General features: G+C 61.3%; 13 protein-coding genes. 6 read left to right on the forward strand and 7 right to left on the reverse strand.

The window, feature by feature from the left end; all coding sequences use genetic code 11:
- The first annotated feature begins 105 nt into the window (after nt 1-105).
- Nucleotides 106-585, forward strand: coding sequence for a VOC family protein (locus tag ACI7M0_RS10685; protein WP_014590658.1), 480 nt, complete (start codon nt 106-108; stop codon nt 583-585).
- An 80-nt stretch (nt 586-665) separates the two neighbouring features.
- On the opposite strand, the gene ACI7M0_RS10690 is transcribed toward ACI7M0_RS10685, so the two are convergent.
- Nucleotides 666-2,411, reverse strand: a complete 1,746-nt coding sequence (locus ACI7M0_RS10690) for a BCCT family transporter (RefSeq protein ID WP_064492996.1) — start codon at nt 2,409-2,411, stop codon at nt 666-668.
- Nucleotides 2,412-2,725: 314 nt separating this feature from the next.
- Between ACI7M0_RS10690 and ACI7M0_RS10695 the strand changes: the two genes are divergently transcribed.
- The 4 genes from ACI7M0_RS10695 to ACI7M0_RS10710 all read left to right on the forward strand — a co-directional run bounded on the left by ACI7M0_RS10695 (nt 2,726) and on the right by ACI7M0_RS10710 (nt 4,940).
- The gene (locus ACI7M0_RS10695) at nt 2,726-3,043 is read left to right on the forward strand and encodes a hypothetical protein (protein ID WP_003256033.1); all 318 of its coding nucleotides are present in this window, start codon (nt 2,726-2,728) and stop codon (nt 3,041-3,043) included.
- An 8-nt stretch (nt 3,044-3,051) separates the two neighbouring features.
- Complete coding sequence (locus ACI7M0_RS10700) at nt 3,052-3,252, forward strand: DUF1289 domain-containing protein (RefSeq protein ID WP_010954468.1); 201 nt, start codon at nt 3,052-3,054, stop codon at nt 3,250-3,252.
- A gap of 50 nt (nt 3,253-3,302) precedes the next feature.
- Nucleotides 3,303-3,944 (forward strand): LysE family translocator, encoded by a 642-nt coding sequence (locus tag ACI7M0_RS10705; RefSeq protein ID WP_129932036.1) that lies wholly within the window; start codon nt 3,303-3,305, stop codon nt 3,942-3,944.
- Nucleotides 3,945-4,151: 207 nt separating this feature from the next.
- Nucleotides 4,152-4,940, forward strand: a complete 789-nt coding sequence (locus tag ACI7M0_RS10710) for an ABC transporter substrate-binding protein (RefSeq protein WP_129932035.1) — start codon at nt 4,152-4,154, stop codon at nt 4,938-4,940.
- 68 nt (nt 4,941-5,008) lie between these two features.
- Here ACI7M0_RS10710 and ACI7M0_RS10715 read toward each other — a convergent pair whose 3' ends face one another.
- The 3 genes from ACI7M0_RS10715 to ACI7M0_RS10725 are packed head-to-tail and all read right to left on the reverse strand — an operon-like array spanning nt 5,009 to nt 9,081.
- Entirely contained in the window at nt 5,009-6,352 is a 1,344-nt protein-coding gene (locus ACI7M0_RS10715) for a cytochrome c (RefSeq protein ID WP_129932034.1), read from the reverse strand.
- 18 nt (nt 6,353-6,370) lie between these two features.
- Nucleotides 6,371-8,626, reverse strand: coding sequence for a molybdopterin cofactor-binding domain-containing protein (locus ACI7M0_RS10720; protein ID WP_129932033.1), 2,256 nt, complete (start codon nt 8,624-8,626; stop codon nt 6,371-6,373).
- A complete protein-coding gene (locus tag ACI7M0_RS10725; protein ID WP_003256023.1) occupies nt 8,626-9,081 on the reverse strand; it encodes a (2Fe-2S)-binding protein in 456 nt (151 codons plus the stop codon). Before ACI7M0_RS10725 ends, ACI7M0_RS10720 begins: the two co-directional genes overlap by 1 nt.
- Nucleotides 9,082-9,351: 270 nt before the next feature.
- On the opposite strand from ACI7M0_RS10725, the gene ACI7M0_RS10730 reads away from it, so the two are divergent.
- A complete protein-coding gene (locus ACI7M0_RS10730; protein ID WP_014590666.1) occupies nt 9,352-11,538 on the forward strand; it encodes an OsmC domain/YcaO domain-containing protein in 2,187 nt (728 codons plus the stop codon).
- 209 nt (nt 11,539-11,747) lie between these two features.
- On the opposite strand, the gene ACI7M0_RS10735 is transcribed toward ACI7M0_RS10730, so the two are convergent.
- The 3 genes from ACI7M0_RS10735 to ACI7M0_RS10745 form a co-directional block, all read right to left on the reverse strand.
- Nucleotides 11,748-12,626: a DUF6708 domain-containing protein gene (locus ACI7M0_RS10735; RefSeq protein ID WP_129932032.1), complete on the reverse strand. Its 879-nt coding sequence runs from the start codon at nt 12,624-12,626 to the stop codon at nt 11,748-11,750.
- A 2-nt stretch (nt 12,627-12,628) separates the two neighbouring features.
- A complete protein-coding gene (locus ACI7M0_RS10740; protein ID WP_405314586.1) occupies nt 12,629-15,619 on the reverse strand; it encodes a T6SS effector BTH_I2691 family protein in 2,991 nt (996 codons plus the stop codon).
- 332 nt (nt 15,620-15,951) lie between these two features.
- Nucleotides 15,952-16,236, reverse strand: a complete 285-nt coding sequence (locus tag ACI7M0_RS10745) for a hypothetical protein (protein WP_104961464.1) — start codon at nt 16,234-16,236, stop codon at nt 15,952-15,954.
- Nucleotides 16,237-16,238: the final 2 nt, after the last annotated feature.

Below are 16,238 nucleotides of genomic sequence, written 5' to 3' on the forward strand. Positions count from 1 at the left end.
TTTTGTCAGCAGGTTCACTACCTGATGTCGGAAATGTCTGCAGAACCGGTACGCCGGGGCTATGAGGCTAGACTCAAGGCTCACCTTCGATCTTGGAGCAAGACCATGACTGCCAAGAACACCATCTGCCTGTGGTACGACCACGATGCCGAAGAGGCGGCGAACTTCTACGCCCGAACTTTCCCCGATAGCCGGGTTGTCGCTGTGCACCAGGCACCCGCCGATTACCCTTCAGGCAAGCAGGGCGATGTGATCACCGTGGAATTCACGGTAATGGGTATCCCTTGCGTGGGGCTCAATGGCGGCTCGGCCTTCAAGCACTGTGAGGCATTTTCGTTCCAGGTGAGTACCGCGGACCAGGCAGAGACCGACCGCTTGTGGGATGCCATTGTCGGCAACGACGGCGAGGCCAGCGTTTGCGGCTGGTGCAAGGACAAATGGGGGATTTCGTGGCAGATCACTCCACGCATCCTCATCGAAGCCATCGGCCACCCCGACCGTGCGGCGGCCAAGCGTGCGTTCGAGGCCATGATGCAGATGGGCAAGATCGATGTGGCCAAGATAGCGGCGGCGTTGAAAGGTTGAAGCAGGTCCATGTTTCAGCAGGCGCGGTTTCGCATTGCGAACGGGCTGCGTAGCAGCCCGTGGTCTTCGGGTTGACGCCGTCAGTTGCTGGTTACTTCGGCCTCTGCCGCTGTCTTGGCCGACGCCTTCTTCTCCTGCACCACAATGTAGAACTCCTCCCCATGCTTCACCGCGCCATACAGTACGGCCTTCTCGATCAGCTCGTTGCCGCGCAGGTGGCGCAGCATCATCGGGTCCTTGCGCAGGTCGCGGTACAGCGCCAGGCATAGCAGCACCATCACCACCACGAATGGCAAGGCCACGACGATGGTCAGGTTCTGCAGCCCGGTCAGCGCCTCGCCAGGGTTACCTGGGTCGCCGATCGCCAGCATGATGGCCGCCACCGTACCGGTCAGCGTCCCCCAGAAAATCACTGTGCGTCGCGATGGCGCGGTGGTGCCGTGTTCCGACAGCGTGCCCATCACCAGCGAGGCGGCGTCGGCACCCGAAACAAAAAAGATGCCCACCAGGATCATCACCAGCACCGAGGTTGCCGAGGCCAGCGGGTAGCTGTCCAGCAACTGGTACAGCGCGTGATTACTGTTGACCGCACCGTTGGCCAGCTGGAAGGCGCCCTCGCGCACGGCCTCGATGGCGGCGCCACCGAAGATGGTGAACCACACCAGGCTGACCAGGCTTGGCACCAACAGCACCCCGGTAACGAACTGGCGAATGGTGCGACCGCGGCTGATGCGGGCGATGAACATGCCCACGAAAGGCGTCCAGGAGATCCACCAGGCCCAGTAGAACACGGTCCAGCCGGCCAGCCAGCTGTTCATCTGCTCGCCGCCGCTGGCGTTGGTGCGGGCCATCATTTCCGGCAGCATCTTGATGTAGATGCCGAGCGAGGTCGGCAACAGATTGAGCATCAGCAGCGTCGGCCCGACCATGAACACGAACACCGCCAGCACCAGTGCCAGCACCATGTTGGTGTTGGACAGCCACTGGATACCCTTGCCGATGCCCGACACCGCCGAGGTCACGAAGGCAATGGTCAGCAGGGTGATGATCGAGATATAGAACAGTTTACCGGGGCTTTCGATCCAGCCGTTGTATTCCAGGCCGCCGGCAATCTGCAGCGCCCCAAGGCCCAGCGAGGCGGCCGAGCCGAACAGCGTGGCGAAGATCGCCATCATGTCGATCAGGCGGCCGAGAGGGCCGTTTGCGTGCTTGCCGATCAGCGGCCGGAAGGCGGCGGAAATCAGCTGCGAGCGGCCACGGCGGAAGGTGCCGTAGGCGATTACCAGGCCGACGATGGCGTACATGGCCCAAGGGTGCAGGGTCCAGTGGAACAAGGTAGTGGCCATTGCCACCTGCATCGCTTCGCTGGTCTGCCCGCTGGCCGAGCCGGGCGGCGGCGATATGTAGTGCGACAGCGGCTCGGCCACGCCGAAGAACATCAGGCCGATGCCCATGCCGGCGCTGAACATCATCGCGACCCAGGACACCGTGCGGAACTCTGGCTGTTCGCCATCGCGGCCCAGCGGCACCCGCCCGTAACGGCTGGCGGCCAGCCACAGCACGAACACCACGAAGAGGGAGGAGGTGAGCACGAAGAACCAGCCGAAATTGAGAATGACCCAGGATTGCGCGCTTGAGGCGCTGCTGGCCAGGCTGGCCTGGTTTAGGAAGCCCCAGAGCACGAAGGCGATGGCCAGAAGGCTGGTGAAACCAAAGACGATCCAGTCAAGCTTGCCCTCGAAATGTCGATCCTGGCGGGCTTCTGCGGTTTTCGAGGGGTCTGTGACGCCAAGATCGAGTGTTTCGGGGATGTGTTCCTTTGCCATGTATGATGAGGCCCCATTTGTGTATTGCCTGGACGCGCAGGCTTGTTGTGTGGGCTGCCGAGCACGATGACGGCCTCGGCGGGGTGGATTGCTGGCGGGATTATCCTGCGCAGCAGATAGCGGCTCATGTCCCCATAACGCCATGGGGCGTCCATTGCGCGACTTGGCAAATACTTTTAGTTCTGGGGGCAATGGCCCTTTCTGCCTCGGCTTCTGGTACCCTGATGGGCATAACCCGGGACCGCACATACGAGCATCGTAGAAGCGCTGCTGCTTGCGGGCCTGGCCGCACCAGGAAACGGAGATTCGTCATAATGGCCACTGACCGTGTGAGCCTGATTCATTTCGATAAATTGAGCATGAGCCCTGCCGCTGCCGATCGGTTCCAGAAAGCCCTCGACGCGCTGGAAGCGCTCAAGCTGCAGGACCGTTACGTGTATCTCATCGCTCCTTATCTGGGTGATATCGCTGACGCCTCCGACGCCGAGCAACTGGCAACAGCCCTGGAGCAGGGCTTGCGCGTGGTCGAAGAGTTGCTGGCAGCCAGGTCGGTAACCAAGGTCAAGGCCGAGGAAGTGCGCCAGGTGTTCCACAGCGCAGGCGAACGTGCGCGGGCAGAACTGCCTGGCTGAGCAGTGGCATGGCCAAAGACATCGACAACCCCTGCGTCTCGTTATGCCAGCTCAACAGCGAACTGTGCGTGAGCTGCGGCCGTACCCGTGACGAAATCCGCAAGTGGCGGGGCATGAAGCGGCCCGAGAAAATGGCCACTGTGCAGCGTGCGGCGACGCGAATGAAGGCTATCGCCAAAAAGGCGGCCAAGCGGCAGAATGCCGGCTGAACCTGCGTGCAATTGACGCAGCCTTTCCTGTTTGTCTGACGAGCCTGAAAATGGATTCTCACTCGCTGTTCGCGTTTACCCTGGTCGCCGCCATCGCGATCGCCAGCCCCGGCCCTGCCACCTTGATGGCTATCAACAACAGCCTTGCCCATGGCCAGCGCAGCGCGATCTGGTCGTCGCTGGGCAATGGCACGGGTCTGTTCTGTCTGTCGGCAGCGGCCATGCTGGGGCTAGGCGCACTGCTGGCCAGTTCTGAAGTACTTTTCAATGCCGTGAAGATCCTGGGGGCGGGCTATCTGTTCTACCTGGGGGCGCGCCAACTGATGAAAAAGAGCCCGATGCTGGAGCAGGGTGCCGCAGAGCGTTCAGCCAAGGTGCGGCCCACGCCGCTGAAACTGTTCAAATCGGCCTTTCTCACTGCAGTGACCAACCCGAAGGCGACCATGTTCTTTACTGCACTGTTCCCGCAGTTCATCGACCAAGGGGCTGCGCTGTTGCCGCAGTTCCTGACCTTGACCGGGATTTTCGTGGCCTTGTCGCTCACTTCGCTAAGCGCGTATGCCGCCCTGGCTGCGCGGGCCAAGGGGGTGCTGACCCGGCCGTCGCTGTCGCGCTGGGTGAACAGGGTGGTGGGCACCACCTTTATCGGTTTTGGCGCGGCGATCCTGGCGATGCGACGGCAGGGTGCCTGAAACGCCCAGTTTGTCGCCGGCCGTGCAGGCGCTCACTGTCTGTCCTTCGGCAGATTTATCAACGGGACGATGAAAGGCTCGTCTGCAGGTTGCTGATGGTCCAGACTGTCTACAGCGCGCAGATGATAGCTGCAGGCGACCACGGCAGGTGGCAGCCTTTGGCCACTACGCCGGATCGCCGGGTGTTTCATGTGCCGAGGGTCGTAGATGATCGAGCGTTGCTTCCGCCACGTCTTGCTCCTGATGTGCCTGTCACTGCTGCCCCTGGCTGCAACAGCGGATGATGCATGTCTACGGCTGACCGCCACAGGCAACCCGGAATACCCCCCGTACCTGTGGCGCGACCCGCTGAACCCTCAACGACTGATCGGTGCCAATGCCGACCTGCTCAAATACCTGGGCAAGCAGCTGGGGCTGGACATAGAGGTGGTTTACGCCGGGCCGTGGTCGCGAGCCCAGGAAGAAGTGCGCACCGGGCGGATCGACTTGATGGCCGGGTATTTCCTGACCGAAGCGCGCCGGCAGCATGTGGACTTCATTGCCCCGCCGTTTTTGCGCACGCCCAGCGTAATCTGGGTGCGCCAGGACAATGCCTTTGCCTACCAGCAATGGGCCGACCTCAAAGGCCGCAAGGGTGGCACTCTGGTCAACAACAGCCACGGCCAACAGTTCGATGAATACGCCCTGGCCAATCTCACCCTCGAAGCGGTGCCAACTGCCAGGCAGGCGTTCGAGAAGCTGATGCACAAGCGCAGCGATTACGTGGTGTACGAGCAGTATCCTGGCATGGCGCTGGCGCGCACATTGGGCATCGCAGCCACTGTGCAGGTTTTGCAGCCACCGGTGTCCAGCGAAGGGTTGTACCTGGCAATCTCACATGAGTCGCCTTGCAACCGGCCACTGCTGCGTGAGGCGCTGGCGCGGGAGATGGCGAAGATCGTTGGCGGGGCCTTGCCCGAGCAGTGGTTGAAACAGAATCTGGAGCGGTGGCAGTGACAGAGTGGCTCATGCGCTGCGCGGTTTTCGTGGGGGCAGCCTCGCGTCGGTACATGTGCCACTCCAATTCAACGCATATGCAAGATGATGGGGCTGCTGCTAGCCGGGTCGGTATGCCCACGCAACTTGCCTACCGCCTGCGCATCCACCGCACCCCCCTGGTTGCCCCAGGCCGTACGCACAAAGCTGAGCACGTCGGCAATCTCCTGATCACTCAACTGCTCGCGCAAAGCCGGCATGCGATAGGCGTCCGGCACCCCTGCAGCCACCACCCGCTGCGAACCATTGAGCGTGATATTGATTGCCGAGGCGCTCTCCTTGGCCAGTGCCGAGGTCGCCCCGGCCAAGGGCGGCATCCATTCGGCCTGGCCCTTGCCGTCCAGGCCATGGCACGACGCACAGCGTGTCACGTAGGTGCGCGCTCCCGGGCTGTCCAGCCGTGTCGCTGGCGATTCGGCCTGGTATTGCCATGGCGCGCCGTCCCGTTGGGGGTCGCCGGGCAGCGACTTCAGGTAGTGAGCGATGGCAGCCAGGTCGTCGTCATGCATGAATTGCGTGGAGTTGTTGAACGCCTCGGTCATCGAACCATATACCACTGCATGCCGGTTGCGCCCGGTCTTCAGGAACTGCGCGATCTCTGCCTCGCTCCAGCGCCCCAGCCCGGTGTTGTGGTCGGCGCGCAGGCTGGGTGCATACCAGCCGTCGAGCAGTGCGCCGGACAGGAACGGCTTGCCGCTGTCATCCAGCGCCTTTTCATTGAAGGCCAGGCCACGTGGCGTATGGCAACTGCCGCAGTGTCCGGGGCCCTGGACGATATAGGCGCCACGGTTCCACTGTGCATCCTGCCCGGCCTTGTCGGTGTAAGGCGTGGTGGCGGCGAACAGGCCGTTCCACAAGGCGATGGGCCAGCGCAGGTTCAGCGGCCAGGGGATGTCGCTGCCCAGGTTGGCCTGCCGCGCCGGTTGCACGCCGTGCATGAAGAACGCATACAGCGCCTTGACATCATCATCGCTGAGCTTGGCGTAGGACGGGTAAGGCATCGCCGGGTACAGCCGTCGGCCACCCGGCGCGACACCCTGGCGCACGGCGCGGTCGAAGTCGGCCAGGGTGTAGTTACCGATGCCGCTGTCGCGGTCGGGGGTGATGTTGGTGGCGTGGATTGCCCCCAGCGGGGTGGCCATTTCCAGTCCGCCGGCGAACGGTTTGCCACCCGGCAGGCTATGGCAGGCCACGCAGTCACTGAGCCGGGCGACGTATTCACCGCGGCTGACCAGCGCCGGGTCGGCAGCAGTGGCCTGTGCGTCGGCAAACGGTGATGCGGGTTCACGGGTGACATACCAGGCCAGCAGGCCCGTCGCGACCAGGCACGGCAGCGCCAGCCAGCCAGCGGTTCTTGCGAAACGATGGGTCATGAGGCGTCCCTTGTGCGATCAGCTGAAGGTGTGGCGGCTCAATGGCAAACTGCGCACGCGCTGGCCGGTGAGCTGCGCGACCGCGTTGGCCACCGCCGGGGCCACGGCGGGCAGCGGTGGTTCGCCGATGCCGCCCATCTTCGCCCCGCTTTCGATGATGCGCACATGCACCCGCGCCATGCGCGAAGGCGGCAGGATCGGGTACAGGTCGTAATTGCGTGCGCGCGGCTTGCCATCTACGTACACCGCTTCTTCCACCAGCGTCTGCGACAGGCCCAGGGCGACGGCGCCGTTGACCTGGTGCTCGATGATCGCCGGGTTGACGATGCTGCCCGGGTCGATGGCTTGCCAGATGTCGTGCACCCTGACCTGGCCGTTGTCGATCGAAACCTCGGCAATGACCGCAGCCTCCGAGCCGAACGGTGAGGCCATGGCCACGCCGCGTGCGCGCTTGCTGCCGTCCTCGGCGGTGAACGGTCCGCGCTTCCAGCCGCCGGACAAGTCGGCCACTGCGTTCAGCAGGTTGGTCAGTCTCGGGTTGTCGCGCAGCAGGTGCAGGCGCAGTTCAAACGGGTCCTTGCCACCTTTGTCCGCCAGTTCGTCCAGGAATGATTCGTAGAAGAAGTCGTTCAGCGAGTTACCTACCGAGCGCCAGTAACCAAGCATGGCCGGACCTTTGACATAGATCTGGGCAATGCGCTTGTTGGCGATGGCGTAGGACTTGCCTGACAGCCCCTCAAGCGCGGTCGGGTCGATCTTCTCCCCTTGTTTTCCAGCAAGAGCCTCGGTTGGGCCCTCGGTGGCGCTGACCGCTTCGAGCGCCACTGGCATACCGTCTGCGTCCAGCCCGGCGCGGAACTTGACCACTGCGACGGGGCGCAGTACATCGCGCAAGAACTCCTCTTCGCGACTCCAGATAAGCTTCACCGGCCGGCCAACTGCTTTGGCCAGGGCAATGGCCTGCGGGTAGGGGTTGGCAGAGTCGTACAGGAAGTGGCGGCCAAAGAAGCCGCCCAGCAGCGGCGAGTGCAGGTTGATTTGTGCAGGCTCCAGGCCGGTGCGTCTGGCAATGTCGTCACGGAACATGTCCGGGGCCTGGTTGGGCAGCCAGACGTCGAGGCTGCCGTCCGGGTTGAAGCGGGCGAGGGCGGACGGTGGCTCCAGCTGGGCATGGTTCAGGTACTGGTTGTGGTAGCTGGCCTCGACCTTGGTCTTGGCGTTGGCCAAGGCGCCGGCAATATCCCCTTCGTTCTCTTCATCACGGGACGGCCCTTGCACCGTCGCGAGGTGTTCGCGCCAGGCGTCGCTGGAAAAATCGGCCGGCATCGGTCGCACTTTGCTGTCGGCGGCCGGTTCTTTCCAGTCCACCTGAATCGCCTCCACTGCACGCTTGGCGTGCCACCAGCGCTCGGCGACCACAGCCACGGCGCCTGGCAGCTGATGCACAGAATGTACGCCTTTCATGGCCTTGACCTGGTCTTCGTTGCGCAGGCTGCCAACCGTCATGCCCAGGCGCGGTGCATGCTGCACGGCAGCGTGGAGCATGCCGTCGACCTTGATGTCGATGCAGTACTGGGCCTTGCCGGTGGACTTGTCGTAGGCATCCAGGCGGCGTACGGGCTTTCCAATCCAGCGAAACTGGCTGGGGTCGCGCAGCTTGACGCTGGCCGGGTCGGGCACTGGCAGGTCCATGGCGCGACCGGCCAGCTCACCGTAGGGTACGGAACGTCCGGTCGTGGTATGTACTACGTTACCCGGCGTGGTAGAAAGCTCATCGACCGGTACACCCAGGTGTTCGGCGCCCGCCTGCAGCAGCATGCCCCGGGCGAGCGCGCCCAGGCGGCGCATGGTCGGGTAGCTCATGCGTACCGACATGCTGCCACCGGTGATGCGCATGCCGTTCTCCATCACCACGTAGGCTTCGCCCGGTGGCGCGCTATCGACCACGAAATGGGCCGGGTCGACATCCAGCTCTTCACCCACAATCTGCGCCATGGCGGTGAAAGGGCCTTGTCCGCCTTCCATGAAGGGGCTCAGCAGGCGCACCGTGCCGTCCGGGCGAATCTCCAGAAATGCAGGCACCTGGGTGCCGCGTTCAGCCGTTGCCGCAGCGGCGGCTGCTGCCTGCACGCGGGCCGAGCCCATGGGCAGGCCGAAACCTAGCACCAGGGCACCGACTGCGGTGCCGGCAAGAAAGCGCCGACGTGACAGGTTGACCGTTTCGCCCCGCTGCAGCCTGAGCAGTTCGGCGGGTGTATCGACTGGCGTGTTCATCAGGCCTGCTCCCCCTGGGCCAGGTCATGCACGGCGGCATGGATGGCGTTGTAGGTGCCGCATCGGCACAGGTTGACCATGGCTGCATCGATCTGCGCATCGCTGGGTTTGGGCGTGTGCTTGAGCAGCGCCGTGGCTGCCATTACCTGGCCGGACTGACAATAGCCGCATTGAGCCACCTGGTGCTCAACCCAGGCGGCGACCACCCGTTTGCCGACGGGGTCGGCTTCGATCGCCTCGATGGTGGTGACCTCACGCCCCACCACACCGGCCACCGGGGTAACGCAGGCGCGCACCACATTACCGTCCACCAGCACCGAACAGGCGCCGCACTGGGCCAAGCCGCAGCCATACTTGGTGCCGGTCAGCCCCAAGTCATCGCGGATTACCCACAGCAGGGGCGTGTCGGCGTCCGCCTCGACCTGATAGGTCTTCTGGTTGATGCGTAGTTCCATGGTTTCACCTGCCCGTCACGGTTGTTGTCGCTATGTTTTTTCTGCATGGGGAATACGTTGTTCCCCGGTGCAGAAACGCTAGCACAGGAGGATGACCGCTGGTCTGGTGGCGGGGGTGGCTTCAGAGGATCAGGCAAGTAATCCGGTGGAATACGCAAGCCAGCTTCGAAAAATCAAGCCTGCGGTCGGTGTTGAACAGGACTTGCGCAACGAAAACCCGGATAATGCCGGCCAATTTCGTTTTGCACGCTTAAATCACGGTAATCCCGCATGGAAATCAAGGTCAATTTTCTCGACAATCTCCGTCTCGAAGCCAAATTCGATGACTTCACGGTGATCGCCGACCAACCTATCCGCTACAAAGGCGATGGTTCGGCCCCAGGCCCGTTCGACTATTTCCTGGCGTCTTCGGCCTTGTGCGCGGCTTACTTCGTCAAGCTGTACTGCCAGACCCGCGATATTCCCACCGAAAACATCCGCCTGTCGCAGAACAACATCGTCGATCCGGAAAACCGCTACAACCAGATCTTCAAGATCCAGGTCGAACTGCCCGAGGACATCTCCGACAAGGACCGTCAAGGCATCCTGCGCTCCATCGACCGCTGCACGGTAAAAAAGGTGGTGCAGACCGGCCCTGAGTTCGTGATCGAAGTGGTCGACAACCTCGATGCCGATGCCCAGGGGTTGTTGATGCCGGTGTCGGACACCAGCACCTATATCCCCGGCAAGGACCTGCCGCTGGAGCAGACCATTGCCAACATGTCGGGCATCCTCGCCGGGCTGGGGATGAAGATCGAGATCGCCTCGTGGCGCAACATTGTGCCCAACGTCTGGTCGCTGCACGTACGCGATGCGCAGTCACCGATGTGCTTTACCAACGGTAAAGGCGCCACCAAGGAGGCTGCGCTGGCCTCGGCGCTGGGTGAGTTCATCGAGCGCCTCAACTGCAACTTCTTCTACAACGACCAGTTCTGGGGCGAAGACCTGGCCAACGCCCCGTTCGTGCACTACCCGAACGAACAGTGGTTCAAGCCGGGCCCGCGCGACGCGCTGCCGGCCGAGATCCTCGATGAGCACTGCCTGGCGATCTACAACCCTGACGGGGAGCTGCGCGGTTCGCACCTGTATGACACCAACTCGGGTAACACGGCGCGGGGCATCTGTTCGCTGCCGTTCGTGCGCCAGTCCGACCAGCAGGTGGTGTACTTCCCGTCCAACCTCATCGAAAACCTGTTCCTCAGCAATGGCATGAGCGCGGGCAACACCTTGGCTGAGGCGCAGGTGCAGTGCCTGTCGGAAATCTTCGAGCGCGCGGTGAAGCGCGAAATCCTCGAGGGTGAGTTGTGCCTGCCGGACGTGCCGCAAGAGGTGCTGGCCAAATACCCGGCGATCCTCGCTGGCATCCAGGGCCTGGAAGAGCAAGGCTTCCCGGTGCTGGTCAAGGATGCGTCGCTGGGGGGCGAGTTCCCGGTCATGTGCGTGACCTTGATGAACCCGCGCACGGGTGGCGTGTTTGCCTCGTTCGGTGCCCACCCGAGCCTGGAAGTGGCGCTGGAGCGCAGCCTCACCGAACTGCTGCAGGGCCGCAGCTTCGAAGGCCTGAACGACCTGCCGCAACCCACCTTCGAAAGCCACGCGCTGACCGAGCCGAACAACTTCGTCGAGCATTTCATCGACTCTAGCGGCGTGGTGTCTTGGCGCTTCTTCAGCGCCAAGGCCGACTTCGAATTCGTCGAGTGGGACTTCTCCGGGCACGGCGAGGACTCCAACCAGCAGGAGGCCGCGACCCTGTTCGGCATCCTCGAAGACCTGGGCAAGGAAGTGTACATGGCGGTGTACGACAACCTTGGCGCCACCGCGTGCCGTATCCTGGTGCCGGGCTATTCGGAAATCTACCCGGTCGAGGACCTGATCTGGGACAACACCAACCGCGCCTTGTCGTTCCGTGCCGACATCCTCAACCTGCACAGCCTCGACAGCCGCTCGCTGAAGCTGCTGCTCAAGCGCCTGGACAACTGCGATGTGGATGACTACACCACCATCACCACGCTGATTGGTGTGGAGTTCGACGAGAACACGGTGTGGGGCCAACTGACCATTCTCGAACTGAAGTTGCTGATCTGCCTCGCGGTGCAGCGTTTCGAGGATGCCAAGGAACTGGTCGAGGCATTCTTGCAGTTCAACGACAACACCGTAGACCGCGGCCTGTTCTACCAGGCGCTGAACGTGGTGCTGGAAGTGCAACTGGATGACGAACTGGAGATGGATGACTACGAAGCCAACTTCCGCCGTATGTTCGGCAATGCGCGCATGGACGCGGTATTGGGCTCGTTGGACGGCAGTGTGCGCTTCCATGGCCTGACCCCGACCAGCATGAAGCTCGAAGGCCTTGATCGCCACCTGCGCCTGATCGACAGCTACAAGAAACTGCACGCGGCCCGGGCCAAGTTCGCCTGACAGGCGCTGCGCCCAATCATCGCCGGCAAGCCAGCGCCACAGGTATTGCACCGCTCTTGAGATTTGTGCCGAACCTGTGGGCGCTGGCTTGCCTGCGATAAGTCAGGAGCCGTCCTACAGCCCTTTGATCTGGGCGCCATCCCCATTCTGTCTTGCCGCGTTGCCATCCAGGCGCGTAGCGTTCTCTTCCTATCCACTTCAGGTGGTGACTATTCGGGCTTAGCAGGCCCACCTTCGAAAGCCTCCGCCGGTGGTGGCGCTGCACGGACATTGAAAAGCTTGCAGACACAGTACCAACAGAGAGCGACGGTCAGGTTGTAGGGGAACAGCACCGCCCAGAACGGCAATTGCCAGTTCTTTTTGCCCTGCATTTCACCGGGCTCACCGGTTCGCCAAGGGGCGTAGTGGCGCCAGGCTTCTGCCGGGGTCAGGCAGATGGCGTGCAGTGGCTTGTGCCACCAGTTGGGTTCACCGGGCGGGGGGAGTTTGTCCGGGCCGTGGTCCATGAAGTGGCGCAGGTATTCCCACACTTCGGCGACATGCTTGACGCCGGGTTCGGTGGGTTCGTTGCTGTCGATCCAGAGGCAGTCTTTTTGATGCAGGCTGCCGTCTTCCCGGCGGGGGGCGAAGGCGAGGGCATAGCTGGTGCTGAACGATGAGCCGCCGTATTCGGTGCGCTTGAAGATGCCACCTCCGGTGTTGGCCCATTCGAATATTAGTACCTTACTCAGACGTTGGTAATAGATTTTTTGGGTTGACCGATTGAAGCAGAAACTTGATAGGCGTTTTATGAAATATATTCGATAGGCTAAGAATGGGAGGAAGATGAAAGGTGTAATTAGTGTAAGGAGGATAAAGGTATGACTCAAGGTGTATGGGTTCCAGGCTTCACTGGTTAGTAAGTAAGGATAGGTGAAGACAATGAGCGCAATGGTCATTGCACAGTACAGCTTTCCCATAAAGACTGAGTCTGTTACCCAGGGGTTTTTCAGGCATAAGGTGGTTTTTGACAAGCTTGATAGTTGCCCGCCAATAGCGGGCTTATGCCCTGAACTTGAGCCTGAATTGAATATCCAGATGGTTGCCATGATCAGCGCTCCAGACGAAAAATTGACAGGGTCTCATTATCTTCGTCCAGGCCTTGATTGGCGTTGTAGGTTAGATGAAGTGAGACATGATTTTGGTTGGCTAGGGTGTTTTCGAAATGTAGAACTAAGCCAGCATCTACGATGTGGCCGGTCGGGCTGATTGGAAAAACGTCAATTCCTTGGTCGTCACGGAGGGAACTCAAACTTCCTGACCATTCACTTACGCCTAGCCTGAACGCAGGCAGCAGCACTGTGAATTCTACGGTTGGTTGGGATGTGGCTACTTCGTTATGTGTGATAGCTGTCCAATTTGGCGGCGACCAGTGGTTGTTCTGATGCCATCGGGTGTCGACTTTAGTTATGCCGAGGGATAGGGCCTGCTCGGCGGATAGTAGCTTGGGTCCGTAATGTTCATTGTGCCAAGCCTTAATTTCTGTTTGCAGTGAGGTGAAAGCAGGAAGTTTTTTGTCAAAGTCCAAGTTGATGTCAGCGTGCGACTCTCCATCATTGATGCGATTACCGAATATGCTACGTGCTGCCCACAGTTCTATTGGGCTGTGAAGGTGCTCATGTGCCTTGGCGTGCAGGTAGAGGCCTCCTGCAATGATGGCTACTCCTACGAGGACAAGGGCCGCTGCGGCCCATCCGGCAAAGGGCACAACCGACGTCACGCCCGCGATTGCAAGTCCTGCTTCAAGGACGACAGCGGAACCGACAGCCATGGTGAAACCACCAGTCAACGTGTAATCGGCAGCCGCTTGATTGCCGTTCGCTTTCTGGCGCCTTGCTTTGGAGATATCAGAAAGCAAGCTAAATGCAATTGCCGGGTAACCGGCTAAACGCGCAAACAGATTGCTACCCAAGAACTTGATAATCCCATTGCCAAAGGCCATGCCCGGCGCTGTGGCACTTAATCTCAGCATGACGGCCTTATGCGTTGCCCGCACGCTGACCATTGTTGCCGCCGCTGCACCGATCACCCCGAAAACAGATGAAGCGAACCCCAGGGTGTATTCCGGTGCGTCGCTCTTCTGCAGGCTGTTGTAGGCCGTCTTGAGCGATAAGATGTTGAACCACAGCATCCCCGCGTTTAAACCACCACCACCGCCGGAGGTGAGCAGCCCGAGAAAGTTAGGTTTCACCCGCGCAGTGGTGGTCAGCTCGATCGACACCGTGCGGCTACCCGAAATGCGCAACGCTTTCATCTCTTCCACCTGCGCCATGCCGCTCTTCAAATACCGCTGCACCTCCTGGCTAAATGGATTTTCCTTTATGGCCTGCTCGGTGATTCGATAGCGCGCCGCCAACAACCCCAGTGCTTTCTCGGCATTGGCCTCACGCGCTGCCAGCAACACTTGCTGGCGCAGGCCATGGCTGGCATCCCAACGGGTCTGGCCACGCAGGCGCTTGAGCACCACGGTATTGACCGACTGGGCGGTGAGGTCGGTGATGTCCGCCATGGCCGGGAAGCGACCGGCCAGCCCTTCGATCACGTTGTCGCTGGCGCCGAACAAGGTGCCGATCGAATCGGCTTTGTCCTTGAACGGGTTGAACGGCGCCAAGGCGGTGTAAAGCGGGCTGTCGTGCTGGTCCAGCCATTGCTCCAGGCGTTTGAAACGCCGGTCATGATCTTCGGTGCCGGGTGTCGGTTGGCCCATTGGGTGAATCAGCAACGCCAGTGAGATTTCCAGACCGCGGGCGGAGGTGCGTTCGTCACGGTCGTAACAAACCAAGGCGGCTGCCAGGCTGTAGGGGTTATCGATGTGTTGGGATTCGGCCGTCGCCAGCCAGGCGTCATGATCGTTGCTGGCTTGCAAGGCCAGGTTGCGCAGGGCGGCAATCCGCCGTTCCAGCGCGTCGCGTTCGGTGAGGAAGCGCCGGTATTTGTCGACATCGAGGCGCTGCGCCAGGCGCGCGCCATTGGGGGAGTAATCTTCATGGGTGAGGGCCTGGAAATGGGACTCGGCCGGCGACAGGGCAGGCCCCCGGCGTGACGTGCCCAGCCTGAACGCGGCCAGTTCCGGTGAAGGGGCATCCGCCGGGTACAGGCTTTCCAGCGTCTTGTTCAGCAGCATGGCGACCAGGTTGCGATGGTGAAAGTCGCGGCTCTGCGGGCTGAGCTGTTCGGCATCCAGCCGGTAGCATGCCGGCACGCGCTCCTGCTCGGGAGGTTGGGCGGGTTTTGTGTACTCCAGTTGCTCGGCGGGCATCAGGTCACGCAGTTGATGCTGGTAGGCCGAGACCGACAGGCTCAGGTCCAGGGCCATGCCTTCAGCATCGGCGAGCGCCACCACCACCGGCACTTTCGGTTGGGTCCAGGGGTAGTGCCGGGCGATGGCAGTGAGGTTGCCGATGGGCAAGGTTTCGGTGATCGGGTCGCTGCTCCAGGTTAGCGGCATGCGCCGCTCGGTTGGCTTGAAGTCTTCGACCCAGGTTTGCAGGGCACTCACTGGCAACACATGGGGCTGGGTGGACGGCACCTGGTTGCCGCTCACCAGCTCGGCCATGTCCAGCTGGCGCATGTGCCGTTTGCGCAGGGCTGCCGAACCGGTGATACGGGCGGTGATGGCGTTGGTCCACAGGTGCGGGCTGTAGCCGATCCACACTTCCTCGGCGGTGTCCTGGCAGGTGTCGGCCCACACCCAGCCGGTGCTCTGGCCGGACAGGTAGCGCTCACGGCGGTGGTAGTCCTCCAGCCCTTGGTAGCTCAGCTCCTTGTAGAGGCCCGCGCCGACGTGCTCATGAATGACCAGTTTTTCGCCCTGAGGGCCTTTCATGAACACGTAGACATAGCCCGGGCGCAAAGCGCGGAGGGTGTAGGCCGAGTGCTGCAGCGTGGGGAAGCCTTGTTCCAGGTTGAACCCTGCATCGGCATAGCGGCAGGCGGGGGCGTCGCCGGTGCGGGGCACGATGGCGTAGCGTACTGGCAGGATGGGCACGCGTGCGCTGCAGGCAGGGCCGGAGGTGGCGCTACTGACGGAGGCATTGGTCATGCGAGCTCCTTGCTCAGAGAGACAGTCTTTTCCAACCAGAGACGCACTGCGGCAACTTTCAGTACTGACAAGACTGAAATGCCGTTATTCATACTGTGCTGGATTTCAGGCCCGACTCTATGCTGTAAGAAGTTTCCTACTTACTTGCTGAGATGATCGGGCGATCAAGTATCTGGAATTCAAGTGAAAGACAATGCCTCGATCGCTGCTTTTCGGTCGAGGATGAAAGTGTAAGATTTTATTTGAATGTATATGTATTGTGTTTGCGCAATATCGTGTGAAAAGTTGCAGCATTTTTGTAGGAAGTTTCGTACTTTAAGATTGTTGTATGTTCAGTTTTTGCACTTGGCCATCACTACCTGGCAAGTCCTGGGCGTGCCTCCCGAGCGGCTGGCATAACGCACGCAGTTATTCAGGGATTTCTGTCGCGCAATGCTCAAGGTATTGCCCCAGGCCAGGCCGCCTTCACCGGTAGTGGGGACGGCCTTGGCAAAGCAGTTGGAGCCCACTGCAGGCGTGGCGTAGCGTGCCTTGCTGGCGTTGCTGGAGCAGCCAGCGAGAGCCAGGCTGAGGCCGAGCAGGGTGGCCAGTGCCCAGGACGCATATGGTCTGCTCATGT

Source organism: Pseudomonas sp. 10(2024) (genome assembly GCF_045164175.1).
Taxonomy (GTDB): domain Bacteria; phylum Pseudomonadota; class Gammaproteobacteria; order Pseudomonadales; family Pseudomonadaceae; genus Aquipseudomonas; species Aquipseudomonas alloputida.

Bases quoted from the DNA above. Each gene is read 5' to 3' on its own strand.
- ACI7M0_RS10685 (WP_014590658.1), top strand. From the start codon at position 106: ATGACTGCCAAGAACACCATCTGCCTGTGGTACGACCACGATGCCGAA.
- ACI7M0_RS10690 (WP_064492996.1), bottom strand. From the start codon at position 2,411: ATGGCAAAGGAACACATCCCCGAAACACTCGATCTTGGCGTCACAGAC.
- ACI7M0_RS10695 (WP_003256033.1), top strand. From the start codon at position 2,726: ATGGCCACTGACCGTGTGAGCCTGATTCATTTCGATAAATTGAGCATG.
- ACI7M0_RS10700 (WP_010954468.1), top strand. From the start codon at position 3,052: ATGGCCAAAGACATCGACAACCCCTGCGTCTCGTTATGCCAGCTCAAC.
- ACI7M0_RS10705 (WP_129932036.1), top strand. From the start codon at position 3,303: ATGGATTCTCACTCGCTGTTCGCGTTTACCCTGGTCGCCGCCATCGCG.
- ACI7M0_RS10710 (WP_129932035.1), top strand. From the start codon at position 4,152: ATGATCGAGCGTTGCTTCCGCCACGTCTTGCTCCTGATGTGCCTGTCA.
- ACI7M0_RS10715 (WP_129932034.1), bottom strand. From the start codon at position 6,352: ATGACCCATCGTTTCGCAAGAACCGCTGGCTGGCTGGCGCTGCCGTGC.
- ACI7M0_RS10720 (WP_129932033.1), bottom strand. From the start codon at position 8,626: ATGAACACGCCAGTCGATACACCCGCCGAACTGCTCAGGCTGCAGCGG.
- ACI7M0_RS10725 (WP_003256023.1), bottom strand. From the start codon at position 9,081: ATGGAACTACGCATCAACCAGAAGACCTATCAGGTCGAGGCGGACGCC.
- ACI7M0_RS10730 (WP_014590666.1), top strand. From the start codon at position 9,352: ATGGAAATCAAGGTCAATTTTCTCGACAATCTCCGTCTCGAAGCCAAA.
- ACI7M0_RS10735 (WP_129932032.1), bottom strand. From the start codon at position 12,626: ATGGCAACCATCTGGATATTCAATTCAGGCTCAAGTTCAGGGCATAAG.
- ACI7M0_RS10740 (WP_405314586.1), bottom strand. From the start codon at position 15,619: ATGACCAATGCCTCCGTCAGTAGCGCCACCTCCGGCCCTGCCTGCAGC.
- ACI7M0_RS10745 (WP_104961464.1), bottom strand. From the start codon at position 16,236: ATGAGCAGACCATATGCGTCCTGGGCACTGGCCACCCTGCTCGGCCTC.